Source organism: Jatrophihabitans endophyticus, assembly GCF_900129455.1.
Lineage (GTDB): Bacteria > Actinomycetota > Actinomycetes > Mycobacteriales > Jatrophihabitantaceae > Jatrophihabitans > Jatrophihabitans endophyticus.
The window spans coordinates 145,040-156,970 of the sequence record NZ_FQVU01000003.1; the positions used below are offsets into that span (position 1 = coordinate 145,040).

Here is an 11,931-nt window from a genome sequence, read left to right on the forward strand (position 1 = left end):
CGCACCACCCGGTGCGACGCCCGTCGGCGTTGGTCGGTGTCAGCTCGTCGCCGGCGCGAAGCGTCGCAGTCGCAGGCTGTTGCCGACGACGAAGACCGACGAGAACGCCATGGCCGCGCCCGCGATCATCGGATCGAGCAGTCCGGCCGCCGCCAGCGGGATCGCCGCCACGTTGTAGCCGAAGGCCCAGCACAGGTTGCCCTTGATGATGCGCAGCGTGCGGCGGGCGAGCCGGATCGCGTCGGCCGCGACCCGCAGGTCACCGCGCACGAGGGTGAGGTCGCTCGCCTCGATCGCGACATCGGTGCCGGTGCCCAGCGCGATGCCGAGATCGGCCTGGGCGAGCGCGGCCGCGTCGTTGACGCCGTCGCCCACCATCGCGACGGTGCGGCCCTCGTGCTGCAGCGTCCTGATGGCGTCGACCTTGCCGGCGGGCAGGACGTCGGCGACGACGTCGTCGGCGTCGATCCCGACCTCGGCGGCGACGGACCGGGCGACGTCGGCGTTGTCACCGGTGAGCAGGACCGGTCGCAGGCCGAGCCCACGCAACCGCGCGACCGCCTCCGCCGAGGTGTCCTTGACGGTGTCGGCCACGGCCAGGACGCCGCGGGCCCGACCGTCCCAGCCGACGGCGACGGCGGTGCCGGTGCGGCGGGCGTCGCGCAGGGCCGCGACGAGGTCGTCGGGCAGCGGCATGCCGTGCTCGGCGAGCAGGTCGGGGCGTCCGACGAGCACCGGGTGGCCGGCCACCGTCCCGCGGACGCCCGAGCCGGCGACGTTCGCGAAATCGCTCACGGTGGGCAGCTGCGTAGCGCGCGCCCGCGCGGCGTCGGCCACGGCGCGCGCGATCGGGTGCTCGGACGCGTCCTCGAGCGCGCCGGCGACGCGCAGCACCTCGGCGGCGTCCTCGCCGTCGCCGGGCACGACCCCGGTCAGGCTCATCCGGCCCGTGGTGACCGTGCCGGTCTTGTCGAGGACGACGGTGTCGACGATCCGGGTCTGCTCCAGGACCTCGGGTCCCTTCACCACGATGCCGAGCTGCGCGCCGCGGCCGGTGCCCACCAGCAGCGCCGTGGGGGTGGCCAGCCCGAGCGCGCAGGGGCAGGCGATGATGAGCACGGCGACCGACGCGGTGAAGGCGGCCGTGAAGCCGGCGCCGGCGAGCACCCACCCCGCGAGGGTGGCGACGGCTAGGGCGACGACGACCGGGACGAAGACCGCGGAGACGCGGTCGGCCAGCCGTTGCACGGCGGCCTTGCCGTTCTGCGCGTCCTCGACCAGCCGGGCCAGCTGCGCGAGCTGGGTGTCGGCACCGACCCGCGTGGCCCGGACGACGAGGCGGCCCGCGGCGTTGACGGTGGCGCCGGCGACCGGGTCGCCGGCGCCGACCTCGACCGGTACCGACTCGCCGGTGAGCAGGGCGGCGTCGACCGCCGAGCTGCCCTCGACGACGATGCCGTCGGTGGCGATCTTCTCGCCCGGGCGCACCACGAAGGTGTCGTCGACGGCCAGCTCGGCGACGGGCACCCGGACCTCGCGCCCGCCGCGCAGCACCGCGACGTCGCGTGCGCCGAGCTCGAGCAGGCTGCGCAGTGCGGCGCCGGCGCGGCGCTTAGAGCGCGCCTCGGCGTTCCGGCCGGCGAGCAGGAACGTGGTGACGCCGGCCGCGGCCTCGAGGTAGATCGTCCCGGCGCCGTCGGTGCGGGTGATGGTGAGGTCGAAACCGTGCGTCATGCCGTGCTCGCCCGCCGTCCCGAGGAACAGCGCGTAGAGCGACCACGCGTAGGCGGCGAGCACGCCGAGGGAGACGAGGGTGTCCATGGTCGCCGCGCCGTGGCGCAGGTTCGTCCACGTCGCGCGGTGGAACGGCAGCGCACCCCAGACCACGACCGGCGAGGCGAGTGTGAGCGACAGCCACTGCCAGTCGTCGAACTGCAGCGCCGGCACCATCGCCATGGCCACGACGGGGACGCTCAGCACGAGCGAGACGAACAGCCGCTGCCGCAACGCGTCCGCCGGGTCGACGGGCGAGCCGGGTGGGTCGACGGCGTCGGCCGTGACCGGCACCGGGACCGTCGCCCCGTAGCCCGCCGCGGCGACGGTCGCGACGAGGTCGTCGGTGGTGACGTCGGCGCCGTGCTCGACCCGCGCCTTCTCGGTCGCGTAGTTCACGGTGGCGTGGACGCCGGGCACCTTGTTCAGCTTGCGCTCGATGCGGTTCGCGCACGACGCGCACGTCATCCCGGTGATGTCGAGCTCGACGGATCCCGCGGCAGGGTCGGTACCGGTGGTCATCGGGTGCTCACGCGAGCTGGTAGCCCGCCTCGTCGACGGCGCGGGCGACGTCGACGTCGGCCAGGGGAGCCTCGCTGGTCACGGTGACCGCGCCGGTCGCGAGGTCGACGTCGACGCCGGTGACGCCGGCGAGCTCGCCGACCTCTTCGCTCACCGAGGCGACGCAGTGCTCGCAGGTCATCCCGGTGACGGTGTACGTGGTGGTGGTCATGTCGTCCTCTTCTGCAGGGGTGGGTGGCGTGGTGTCAGGACCGGACGAGCCGGGCGATGGCGTCGGACGCCTCGCGCAGCTTGGTCTCGGCCTCGGGGGAGTCGGCCCGGGCGGCGTCGAGGACGCAGTGGGCCATGTGCTCGTCCAGCAGGCCGAGCGCGACCGCCTGCAGCGCCTTGGTGACCGCGGAGACCTGGGTGAGGACGTCGATGCAGTACTTGTCCTCGGCGATCATCCGCTCGATGCCCTTCACCTGGCCCTCGATGCGACGCATCCGCTTGGCGTAGTCGTCCTTGCGTGCCGCGTAACCGGGCGTGGTGTGGCCGTCCATGGCGGCTACTCTACCCCCCTAGGGTATCTGGACGGAGGCGGGTAGGCATGACGGCGGGACACGACGAAGGTCCGGGCGGCGGATCGCACGCCGGCCACGGCGGGGCGGGCGTCTCGATGGCCGCGGCGGCGACCCTGCACTGCCTCACCGGCTGCGCGATCGGGGAGATCGTCGGCATGATGATCAGCGCGGGCGCGGGTCTCGGCAACGCCGCGTCGATCGTGGTCGCGGTCGCGCTCTCCTTCGTCTTCGGGTACACGCTCTCGTCGCTGCCGCTGCTGGCCGCGGGACTGCCGGTGCGGGCCGTGCTCGGTCTCGTCCTCGCCGCCGACACGCTGTCCATCGCGACGATGGAGGCGGTCGACAACACGGTGGAGGCGGTCGTGCCGGGCGCGCTGAACGCCATGCTCTCGGACGCGATCTTCTGGTGGAGCCTGCTGCTGTCGCTCGTCGTCGCCTATGCGGCGGCGTTCCCGGTGAATCGCTGGCTCCTGGCACGGGGCAAGGGACACGCCATCACGCACGGCGCGGGCGCCGGCGCGCGACCGCGGCGCATCCCGGTTCCCGCCACGGCGACACTCGCGGTCGGGCTCGTCGCCCTGCTGCTGGGCGGTTGGCTGGGCGCGGCCGGCTGAGCGGCGAGCGACCTACAGCTCGAACGCCGCGACGGCACCCGCGGTGAGGCTGCCGAGGTAGACCGTCCCGTCGTGCTCGACCGCCGACGTCACGAAACGGAAGTCGTCGTGGTCACCCTGCCGGTCGTGGACGATCTCGCCGTCCCACGAGAGCGCGAGCGCCCACACGGTCGGGCGGGGCGTGGGACGGGCCCGCTCGGGCAGCAGCCAGGTGAGCTGCCGCAGCACCCCGGGTAGCGGCAGCAACCGGTCGAGCAGCGGGTTGCGACCCGTCGGCAGCGAGACCCAGAGCAGACCGTCGCTGCCGAGCGCCATGTTGTCGGGGAACCCCGGCAGGTTGGCGATCAGCGGTTCGCTCGTGCCCGCCTTCGGGCCGGTGAGCCAGTACCGCGTGACGCAGTACCCGGCGGTCTGCGCCACGACGACGCTCGCCCGGTCGGGCGCCAGGACGACGCCGTTGGCGAAGTCGAGCCCGTCGAGCAGCGTGTCGAGGGTGCCGTCCGGGCGCAGTCGGAACAGCCGGCCGGTGCCCGAGTGCTCGAGCAGGTCGCCCAGGTAGTGCTCGAGGTCGTAGCGCCGGGTCGACGCGCTGAAGTAGATCGTCCCGTCGTCGTCGCGGGCGACGTTGCTGGCGAAGTTGAGCGCGACGCCGCCCACCTCGCCCACCAGCACCTCGACGTCGCCCGCGGGGCCGATGCGCAGCAGGCCGCGTCGACTGTCGCAGCACAGGATGCTGCCGTCCGGGCAGGGCTCGAGCCCGAGCGGGCGGCCACCGGTGTCGGCGACCGTCCGCCACTCGCCGGTGACCGGGTCGCCACGGAGCACGCGGCCGTCCGCGACGCCGGTGAGCAGCATGCCGTCGTGGTCGACCACGACGTCCTCGGGTCCGGGCGCGGGGAGCGGCAGCAGTCGCAGCGGCGGCAGCGGCACCTCGCTCGTCGTCCGCTTCGCTCGGGCGGAGGCGGTCGGGGGACTCCAGCGGCGGGGGCGCACCCCCCAGTCCTACCGCTTTTGGCGGCAGAGCGCTTAATACTGCGCTCTGCCGCCAAAAGCGGTCAGGTGACGTAGGTGGTCACCCGGACGTGCGACGGCCGCCGCGGCGTCGAGCCGAATCCGAATCGCACCGGCGGGACGATCGGACGCAGCGGGCCCTGGTCGACGCCCTCCCACTCCACCTGCGCCGCGACCACCGCGTGCTCGTCGAGGGCGCAGTAGCGCTCCTCGCGGCCGTTGCCGGCGGTGCCGATCGTGCGCACGCCGGGACGCAGCAGTCGCGCGAACGGGTTGACCAGCAGGCACCAGCGGCGGCTGCGGGCGATGCGGCGCGGCACGAGCGCGAGCAACCGTCCGATCCCGGTGCGCGACCCGACCGCGAGCGTGAGGCGCAGCGACGCGCACGTCACCGTCCAGGTCGCGCCGTCGCGGACGAGCGTCGTCGCCTCGACCCGCACCTCGTCGAAGCCGTAGGTCTCGGCGATGAAGCGGCCGGTCTCCTCGCTCGGCGCGATCAGCACCCGGCGGCCGTCCGCGTGCTCGACCATCAGGTCGGTGATCGGGCCGAACGGGGTGTCGGTCCAGGCGCCGAGGACGACGCGGGTGCCCGTCGCCGTCCCGACGCCACTGATCGTGCCGTCGAAGCGGCCGCCGGTGACGGTCACACCGTCGACGCGCTGGGGCCGGGCAGCGGGTGAGCGCGCAACCGCTCGCTGAACGCGCGGGCGACGGCTCCCGGATCGGCGGCCTCGGTCAGCGCGCGCACCACCACCGCGCGACGCGCGCCCCGCGCGATCACCTCGTCGAGCCGGTCGATCGTCTCGATGCCGCCGATGGCGAACCACGGCCGGTCGTCCTGCTCGGCGGTCGCGTGCGTCAGCAGCTGCGGTCCGGCAGCGGGGCGGCCCGGCTTGGTCGGGGTGACCCACGTCGGCCCGCAGCAGTAGTAGGCGACGCCGTCCTCGGTCCGGGCCGCGTCGGCCTGGTCGGGGGAGTGGGTGGATCGGCCGACGAGCACGTCGGCCCCCACGATCTCGCGGGCGATCGGGACGGGCAGATCGTCCTGGCCCAGATGCAGGACGTCGGCGTCGGCGGCGCGCGCGACGTCGGCACGGTCGTTCACGGCCAACAGCGCCCCGTGCCGGCGAACCGCGATCGCCATGATCTCGAGGGCGGCGATCTCCTCGCGCGCCTCGAGCCCCTTCTCACGCAGCTGGACGACGTCCACGCCGTGACCGAGCACCGCGTCGAGGAAGTCGGTCAGGTCGCCCTGCCGCCGCCGGGAGTCGACGCAGAGGTAGAGGCGTGCGTCGGCGAGTCGCGCCGCGCGGGGGGACACCGGGGTCACCCCGGCGAACCTACGCGAGCCCCGTCAACCCTGTGCGCGGCGCTCCGCGCCCGTCTCCTCGGCGTAGCCGACGTCCTGGCCCGCCGTTCGTCCGACGTACTCGCCCTTCGGTGTGCTGCCCGTCGTGCTGCCCTGGTCGGGCTTGTCGGCGTCGGGCACGCCCCCGGTGTCGCGACTGTCGACGCGGGCCTCGTCCTCGTCGACGTCCGGCTCGGGCCTGCTGTGCTTCCCCATGGCAGCGATCTACCCGTCCGGACGGCTCACGTCTCCCTCCGCGCCGGAACCCGGCCGACTCGTGGGCGGGTCGCAGAACTGGGTAGGACGAAGACATGACCACGACCGACACCGCAGTGATCGTCCACCGCACCATCGACGCCTCGGCCAAGGACCTCTTCGACGTCCTGTCGAATCCCGAGCGTCACGCCGAGCTCGACGGCTCGGGCTTCGTGCGCAGCGACGAGAAGACCGACCGGATCACCGCCGTCGGGCAGGTGTTCCGGATGAACATGTCGGGCCCGCACATGGGCGGGGACTACCAGACCGACAACACCGTCACCGGATACGTGAAGGACAAGCTCCTCGCCTGGCAGACGGCACCCGCCGGGAACGAGCCGGCCGGGTGGGAGTGGGTATGGGAGCTCGCCCCGCAGGGGCCGGGATCCACGGACGTCACCCTGACCTACGACTGGGGCAAGGTCACCGACAAGGACGTGCTGCGCAAGGTCTCCTTCCCGCTCGTCTCCGAGCACCAGCTGCAGCAGACGCTCGAACATCTGACCGAAGCCGTCGGCCGCTGAGCGGAGGGGCGCGGAGCGGGTCACAGCGGGGTGCGATAGACAGGGCGACGATGAGCGACCGACCGATCTTCATCGTGGGGTGCCCCAGGTCGGGCACCACGCTGTTGAGCACCATGCTGCATGCCCATCCGCGTATCGCCATCCCGCCCGAGACCCGGTTCCTGCTGCCCGCCTATCACGACCGCGCCGAGTTCGGCGATCTGACCGAACGGGCCAACCGGCGCCGACTGGCCAAGCGCATCACCGGCAAGGGATCGAAGTTCCGCGACCTGGGCCTGGACAAGAAGCGGACGATCAAGCGGATCGTGAACGGTCCGCCGACCCTGGGCTCGGCCGCGGGCATCGTCTGGCGCGAGTTCGCGCGAAGTCGCGGCAAGGTGCGCTGGGGGGAGAAGCGGCCGGCGTACTGGCGCGAGATGGACGTCGTGCTGCGGCTCTTCCCCGACGCGCAGATCGTCCACCTGGTCCGGGACGGCCGGGCCTGCGTGTCCTCGCTCAACCAGGTCGAGTGGTGGGGGCGCGGGTCGCTGGGCTCGATGACCACCTGGGCGCTCGCCGACCAGCAGCTGCGCCGGCTGGGACGACGGCTTCCCGACGGCGCATACCACTACCTGCGCTACGAGGACCTGCTCGCCGACCCGGTGACCCAGTTGAGCGCGGTGTGCGGTTTCCTGGGCGAGGACTTCGACGAGGCGATGCTCGATCGCACCCGGTCGGCGGCGGACATCGTGCCCACCCGCAAGACCTGGCACGACCGGGTCCGCGGCCAGCTCGACCCGACCCGCATCGAGGCCTGGCGTACCGCGTTGACGCCGCAGGAGATCGGCCTGTTCGAGTACGTCGCCGGACGCGCGCTCCGCGCGAACGGGTACGAGCCGAGCGGGATCGGCGAGCGGCCGAGCCCACTGGCCGTCGCGCGGTACACGCAGCAGTACGTGGCGCGGCGGGTGGCCATCACCAAGCGCCGCGCCGACGACGCCGTGCAACGGCGGCGCGAGCAGGTGCCGCTCGCCGACCTCGGTCGTTGATGCCCCGGCGGCCGGCCGACGGGAACGGGACGGAGCCGGACCCGCGTTTCCTGCTCGCCAACGAACGGACCTTCCTCGCCTGGATCCGCACCGCGCTCGCGGTCCTCGCCGCCGCCGTCGGCGTGGTCCATTTCGTCCCCGGCACGCACCTGACCGCCCTACGCACCGTGCTGGCGGTCGGGCTGGCGATCCTGGGAGCCGTGCTCGCGATCGGTGTCCACGCCCGGCACCGGGCCGTCGAACGTGCCCTTCGTGCCGGCGAGCCGCTGCCACGCTCCCGGCTGGTGGCGCTGCTGTCGGTCGTCGTGGCGGTGTCCGGCGTGCTGGTGGTCGTCCTCGTCCTCGCGAACTGACGGCGACATCACGCCCAGCGGGTCGGAGGTCCCGACTTGCTTGCGGTGGAGCGAGGCGGCTCTTACGGTTCGTGTCACACGATGGTCGGGTCGTCGCGGACGATCCGATGCTGGTGCGACGCGGATAGGTGGGCCGGCGGGCGCGTAGGGAGCGGTGGCAGGGATGGCCGAGAGCCCCGGGCGGTACGACGTGCCGCCCCCCGGTGCGATCGCGTGGTTGGACGTCTCCGCCGAGAACCCCGACACCTGGAGCGGCCGATTGCGGACCGGGCCGCTCGGCCTGCAGATCGCCCCGATGCGCAACGCGCGGGCCGCGTACTTCTTCAAGGGCGCCCGGCTGCGCGGCACCCGCTGCGTGTGGTCGGCGTCGACGGTCAGCAGCACCGAGCTGTACCGACCGGCGCGGGCGGCGGTGCCGGCCCCGTTCGACAGCAACGTGCAGTTGCTGGCCCGTATCGACGCCGAGGGCAGCGTGTTCGATCCCGCCGGCCCGGCGCCCGCCGCGCTGCGCGTCCACGACCCGGCCGACGAGATCACCGAGCAGTTCGCCGGCAACGGTCACCTGTTCACGCTGAGCGTCCCGCACGCGGTCATCGGTCTCGAGGCCCCGGCGATCAAGGCCATGGCCGATCGCACCTACGGCCTCTCGCCCTTCCAGCAGCAGCTGCTGCGCTCGGCGGCGGGGCTGCTCGTCGCCGGTGGGGAGGAGTTCGAGTCGGCGGCCAGCCTCGTCGGTGTCGACCGCTACCTCGCCGGGCTGGCGGGGCTGCTGCTGCGCACGGCGGTGTCGCGCCCCGGCCCCGACCTCGCGCACGTCGAGAGCATCCGGCTGCGGACGGACGCGATCATCTTCGAGCAGGCGGCCGATCCCGAGCTCACGCCGGCGATCATCGCGGCGCAGCTGAACATCTCGCTGCGCCAGCTCTACCGCGCCTTCACCGGCACCGAGAGCCCCGCGTCGCGCATCCGCCGGCGCCGTCTGGAGCGGGCGGCCGAGATCCTCGCGGCGCGTTCCGGGCCCGGCCACGTCGAGCGGGTCGCCGTCGAGTGCGGGTTCGCCTCGGCCGAGTACTTCTCCCGCGCCTTCCGTCGCGAGTTCGGGCTCAGTCCGCGTGCCTACCGTTCGGCACATCGGGACAGCGCCGGGGCGCGCACGCCCGGCTGACCCTCACTCGCCGCGCTGCTGGGCCCGCTCGGCCCGGTCGAGGGCCGAGCGCGCCTCCCGCCGGGCGCTGCGGGCGTCGCGGACCTCGCGGCGGGCGGCGTCCTGGCGGGTCTTGGCCTCGTCGAGCTCGCGCTGCAGCGCGGCGAGCTCGTCACCGAGCTCGCGGATCCGCTCGGCGGCCCGCCGCTCGGTCGCTGCCGCCTCGTCGTGACGTCGGTCGGCGTCGTCGAAGGCCGTGCGGGCCGCGTCGACGCGGCGGGCGAGGCGGCGCCGGGCCGCAGGCTTCGGCGGGGCCGGCGCGGCGGGTGCCCTCGTGCCGGCCGGTGGTTCCGGCGCCGTCGCGCGCTCCGTCGGCGCGGTGCGGCGGTCGGACGCGCGGGCACCCGCCTTCCTCGGCCGGTGACCGTCACCCGCGACGAGGGTGAGCCCCGGGCCGGGGGCGACACCGAAGCCGGAGAACCGCTCGGGACGGAGCAACCGTCCCAGTCGGCCGGCGACGTCCGGATCGGCGACGGCGGCGTCGAAGGTGGCTGAGACCTCGTCGTGCAGCGCGGCGGGTGGGTCGGGCCGGCCGACGTGGGCGAGCGCGGCCCGGGTGACCTCGGCGACGAGCGCGCGGCGCCGGGTCGAGAGCTCCCGGAGCCGGTCGGCGTCGAGATCCTGCTGCGCGCGGCGCATGGTGTCGCCCAGCTCGGTCAGCTGTGCGACCACGCCGCGCTCGTGCAGCGCGTAGCGGTTCACGACGGACGCGGCGACCGTCGGCTTGCGCAGCGCGGCCACGGCCTTGGCCGTCGCGGCGTCGCCCGCAGCCTTGGCCTCTCTCGCGAGGTCGCCGCGCACGGCGGTGAAGTCGTCCACCGGCGCGGCGTACAGCCGGTCGGCCGCCGCGGCCACCGCGTCGCTCTCGTCGGGCATGCCGGTCCTCTCGTCGGGACGTTCGCGGTGCGTTCGTCCTCGGCACCGGCTCGTCCTCGGTAACGGCCCGTCCGGTCACCAACCTAGGTGCGCGATCGGGACCGGAGAGTGCAGTCGCCGACGTGGACCGTGTTCTCCGGTTGTCACACGGCCCGTATACGGCCCGTATTCGGGCCGTGTGACAACCGGGGAGAGGGACCCGTGGGCCGGCCGGGCGGCGGTGGACGTGTAGTGCGGGTGGGGCTCGAACCCGCGACCCAGGGAACATAAGATCTCTGAGCCTGGCCGCTGTGCGCAGCCTCGTAGTTGCGGGTTTCGAAGGCCCTTGGGCTGATGACATGTCGCCGGCTACCTGGGTCAATCCAGCGCGCGTACCCGGCAGCGTGTCGCACTGCCGTGCTAGCTTTCGAGTGCGCCACCGGCGAGTAGCGGGACGTCCTCCGTGGAACGAGGACCAGCCCGTGTGACTCGGGTGTTTGGTCCCGCCAGCGAACCAATGGAACCGGTTATTCGGTTCTTAGCCTCCGCGCATTCGTATCGTCGAATGCCCGGAGTTCCTCGTGGCTGGCCGTACCCGTGAAGACGTTGTTCTGTGTGCCCGTATCGCTGCAGCCGAGCGGTGGGCTCGTGAGCGTGACCGCACCGCTGTAACCGCGCCGGCTCGAGCCGCAGTGTGGTCTAACTTCCTTCAGCAGGTTGACCCTGACAAAGTCCTCGACCAGGACGAGCGTGAACGTCGCGCCGATCAGCTTCGCCGTGCACATCTCCTACGTGTCGCTGCCGTTGCTCGGCGACTTCGTTCGGGCGGGGCGGGGTCAGGAATGGGACGGAACCGCCAACGAGCATAGTGTCGGTGCGGCGGACGACTGCAGCGCCTTCGCCCTCTGTTCGGACGTCCGCGAGCTGGAGTGGACTGCAACAGCCCCCGTGCCGTGGTGTGCGACCGCGGCTGCCACCGGTACGACTGCTGCGGAGCGCCTCACGTTGCCGACCGTGCTCGGCTCGTCACCGGCGACGAGTTAGAGCAATTGCTCTGTCAGGCGCGTCTATAGCCGGCGAGCGGTCCTACTTCGTCACGCTCGCTCCAGTCGGCGATCGCGTCCATTGCCAGCGACCCGGTTGCGACTGTGCACCACATTGCGGTCACAAGCTCTGCTCCTGCACACGCGAGGATGGGCCGGACTTAGCTGACTGGAATGCCTCGCACGGCAAGCGTTGGAATCACTTCATCACGCTGCTGCGTCGTAAGCGCCTGATGCGCAGTACATTTGCGTGTGCGAGATTCAGGACGGCCAACGTCGCACTGACGGCGTTGGTCGCCTCGGGCTGCACGATCACGTGATCATTCGGACTCGCTACGCCTTGGACGAGAAGCAGATTCGCCGCCTCGTGATCCAAGCGGGTGACGGCCATTCCGTCTCGATGGACGACATGGAACCGGGGTCGCGTCGTGAAGCGTCTTACGTCTCGAAGTACGTTATTAAGTCTGCGGACGCCCGCTGGCAGGTGCCCTGGCGTGCTGACGTCGTCGACATCGAGAGCGGCGGCGAGGTCACGCGCGAGTTGGTCAAGGCGAGGTATCGGACCTGGTCGGCATTGCGGAACTGGGGATTGACGATGGCGCAGCTTCGCGCGGAAGCAGCGGTGTGGGCGGTGGCGCAGCCGGCCCAGCACGACGCCTCGAACGACCGAGCGGTCGTGGTAGAGCTGGAAGCGTTTGGCACCGCTGTGCTGATCAATGCCGATGAGTCGCCTCCGTTGCCCTCATAGGCGCAACGCCGCACGACCGACGGCCCTCGTCAAGAAAAGGCGACCCGGTCGTCAGTCTGCATGCGCTGGAACGAGTGCAGGACCCTTGAC

General features: G+C 72.5%; 15 protein-coding genes. 7 read left to right on the forward strand and 8 right to left on the reverse strand.

The features are described 5' to 3' along the window. Positions 1–39: 39 nt before the first annotated feature. The 3 genes from BUE29_RS10795 to BUE29_RS10805 are packed head-to-tail and all read right to left on the reverse strand — an operon-like array spanning position 40 to position 2,837. Positions 40–2,295, reverse strand: coding sequence for a heavy metal translocating P-type ATPase (locus BUE29_RS10795; protein ID WP_073389986.1), 2,256 nt, complete (start codon positions 2,293–2,295; stop codon positions 40–42). A 7-nt stretch (positions 2,296–2,302) separates the two neighbouring features. Then, the gene (locus tag BUE29_RS10800) at positions 2,303–2,506 is read right to left on the reverse strand and encodes a heavy-metal-associated domain-containing protein (RefSeq protein ID WP_073389989.1); all 204 of its coding nucleotides are present in this window, start codon (positions 2,504–2,506) and stop codon (positions 2,303–2,305) included. 34 nt (positions 2,507–2,540) lie between these two features. Next, the gene (locus BUE29_RS10805; RefSeq protein ID WP_073389992.1) at positions 2,541–2,837 is read right to left on the reverse strand and encodes a metal-sensitive transcriptional regulator; all 297 of its coding nucleotides are present in this window, start codon (positions 2,835–2,837) and stop codon (positions 2,541–2,543) included. A 47-nt stretch (positions 2,838–2,884) separates the two neighbouring features. On the opposite strand from BUE29_RS10805, the gene BUE29_RS10810 reads away from it, so the two are divergent. Next, positions 2,885–3,472 carry a DUF4396 domain-containing protein gene (locus BUE29_RS10810; RefSeq protein ID WP_143168129.1) on the forward strand — a complete coding sequence of 196 codons (588 nt, stop codon included), beginning with the start codon at positions 2,885–2,887 and terminating at the stop codon, positions 3,470–3,472. A gap of 12 nt (positions 3,473–3,484) precedes the next feature. Here the strand turns inward: BUE29_RS10810 and BUE29_RS10815 are convergent, their stop codons facing one another. From BUE29_RS10815 to BUE29_RS10830, 4 genes are all read right to left on the reverse strand, one after another. Further along, the gene (locus BUE29_RS10815) at positions 3,485–4,402 is read right to left on the reverse strand and encodes an SMP-30/gluconolactonase/LRE family protein (protein ID WP_200800150.1); all 918 of its coding nucleotides are present in this window, start codon (positions 4,400–4,402) and stop codon (positions 3,485–3,487) included. A gap of 125 nt (positions 4,403–4,527) precedes the next feature. Further along, the gene (locus tag BUE29_RS10820) at positions 4,528–5,130 is read right to left on the reverse strand and encodes a hypothetical protein (RefSeq protein WP_073389995.1); all 603 of its coding nucleotides are present in this window, start codon (positions 5,128–5,130) and stop codon (positions 4,528–4,530) included. Continuing rightward, positions 5,127–5,813 (reverse strand): thiamine phosphate synthase, encoded by a 687-nt coding sequence (gene thiE, locus BUE29_RS10825; RefSeq protein ID WP_084180958.1) that lies wholly within the window; start codon positions 5,811–5,813, stop codon positions 5,127–5,129. Before thiE ends, BUE29_RS10820 begins: the two co-directional genes overlap by 4 nt. Positions 5,814–5,837: 24 nt before the next feature. Then, a complete protein-coding gene (locus tag BUE29_RS10830; protein ID WP_084180959.1) occupies positions 5,838–6,047 on the reverse strand; it encodes a hypothetical protein in 210 nt (69 codons plus the stop codon). Between the two features lie 95 nt (positions 6,048–6,142). Here BUE29_RS10830 and BUE29_RS10835 point away from each other — a divergent pair, with 95 nt between their 5' ends. The 4 genes from BUE29_RS10835 (at position 6,143) to BUE29_RS10850 (ending at position 9,156) form a co-directional block, all read left to right on the forward strand. After that, positions 6,143–6,610, forward strand: coding sequence for an SRPBCC family protein (locus BUE29_RS10835; protein WP_073389997.1), 468 nt, complete (start codon positions 6,143–6,145; stop codon positions 6,608–6,610). A gap of 50 nt (positions 6,611–6,660) precedes the next feature. Beyond that, entirely contained in the window at positions 6,661–7,638 is a 978-nt protein-coding gene (locus tag BUE29_RS10840; protein ID WP_084180960.1) for a sulfotransferase family protein, read from the forward strand. Beyond that, positions 7,638–7,991 carry a YidH family protein gene (locus BUE29_RS10845; RefSeq protein ID WP_073390000.1) on the forward strand — a complete coding sequence of 118 codons (354 nt, stop codon included), beginning with the start codon at positions 7,638–7,640 and terminating at the stop codon, positions 7,989–7,991. The genes BUE29_RS10840 and BUE29_RS10845 overlap by 1 nt, the downstream gene beginning before the upstream one ends. A gap of 163 nt (positions 7,992–8,154) precedes the next feature. Next, the gene (locus BUE29_RS10850) at positions 8,155–9,156 is read left to right on the forward strand and encodes a helix-turn-helix transcriptional regulator (protein ID WP_073390002.1); all 1,002 of its coding nucleotides are present in this window, start codon (positions 8,155–8,157) and stop codon (positions 9,154–9,156) included. A 3-nt stretch (positions 9,157–9,159) separates the two neighbouring features. Here BUE29_RS10850 and BUE29_RS10855 read toward each other — a convergent pair whose 3' ends face one another. Then, positions 9,160–10,071 carry a hypothetical protein gene (locus BUE29_RS10855; protein ID WP_073390005.1) on the reverse strand — a complete coding sequence of 304 codons (912 nt, stop codon included), beginning with the start codon at positions 10,069–10,071 and terminating at the stop codon, positions 9,160–9,162. A 729-nt stretch (positions 10,072–10,800) separates the two neighbouring features. On the opposite strand from BUE29_RS10855, the gene BUE29_RS22495 reads away from it, so the two are divergent. Both BUE29_RS22495 and BUE29_RS10865 read left to right on the forward strand, forming a co-directional pair. Beyond that, complete coding sequence (locus BUE29_RS22495) at positions 10,801–11,094, forward strand: hypothetical protein (protein WP_159440864.1); 294 nt, start codon at positions 10,801–10,803, stop codon at positions 11,092–11,094. A 249-nt stretch (positions 11,095–11,343) separates the two neighbouring features. Continuing rightward, positions 11,344–11,841, forward strand: coding sequence for a hypothetical protein (locus tag BUE29_RS10865; RefSeq protein ID WP_073390011.1), 498 nt, complete (start codon positions 11,344–11,346; stop codon positions 11,839–11,841). The last annotated feature ends 90 nt before the right edge of the window (positions 11,842–11,931 follow it).

What these genes read in the sequence shown, in the direction of transcription:
- BUE29_RS10795 (WP_073389986.1), bottom strand. Translation starts at nt 2,295, where the DNA reads ATGACCACCGGTACCGACCCTGCCGCGGGATCCGTCGAGCTCGACATC.
- BUE29_RS10800 (WP_073389989.1), bottom strand. Translation starts at nt 2,506, where the DNA reads ATGACCACCACCACGTACACCGTCACCGGGATGACCTGCGAGCACTGC.
- BUE29_RS10805 (WP_073389992.1), bottom strand. Translation starts at nt 2,837, where the DNA reads ATGGACGGCCACACCACGCCCGGTTACGCGGCACGCAAGGACGACTAC.
- BUE29_RS10810 (WP_143168129.1), top strand. Translation starts at nt 2,885, where the DNA reads ATGACGGCGGGACACGACGAAGGTCCGGGCGGCGGATCGCACGCCGGC.
- BUE29_RS10830 (WP_084180959.1), bottom strand. Translation starts at nt 6,047, where the DNA reads ATGGGGAAGCACAGCAGGCCCGAGCCGGACGTCGACGAGGACGAGGCC.
- BUE29_RS10835 (WP_073389997.1), top strand. Translation starts at nt 6,143, where the DNA reads ATGACCACGACCGACACCGCAGTGATCGTCCACCGCACCATCGACGCC.
- BUE29_RS10840 (WP_084180960.1), top strand. Translation starts at nt 6,661, where the DNA reads ATGAGCGACCGACCGATCTTCATCGTGGGGTGCCCCAGGTCGGGCACC.
- BUE29_RS10845 (WP_073390000.1), top strand. Translation starts at nt 7,638, where the DNA reads ATGCCCCGGCGGCCGGCCGACGGGAACGGGACGGAGCCGGACCCGCGT.
- BUE29_RS10850 (WP_073390002.1), top strand. Translation starts at nt 8,155, where the DNA reads ATGGCCGAGAGCCCCGGGCGGTACGACGTGCCGCCCCCCGGTGCGATC.
- BUE29_RS10855 (WP_073390005.1), bottom strand. Translation starts at nt 10,071, where the DNA reads ATGCCCGACGAGAGCGACGCGGTGGCCGCGGCGGCCGACCGGCTGTAC.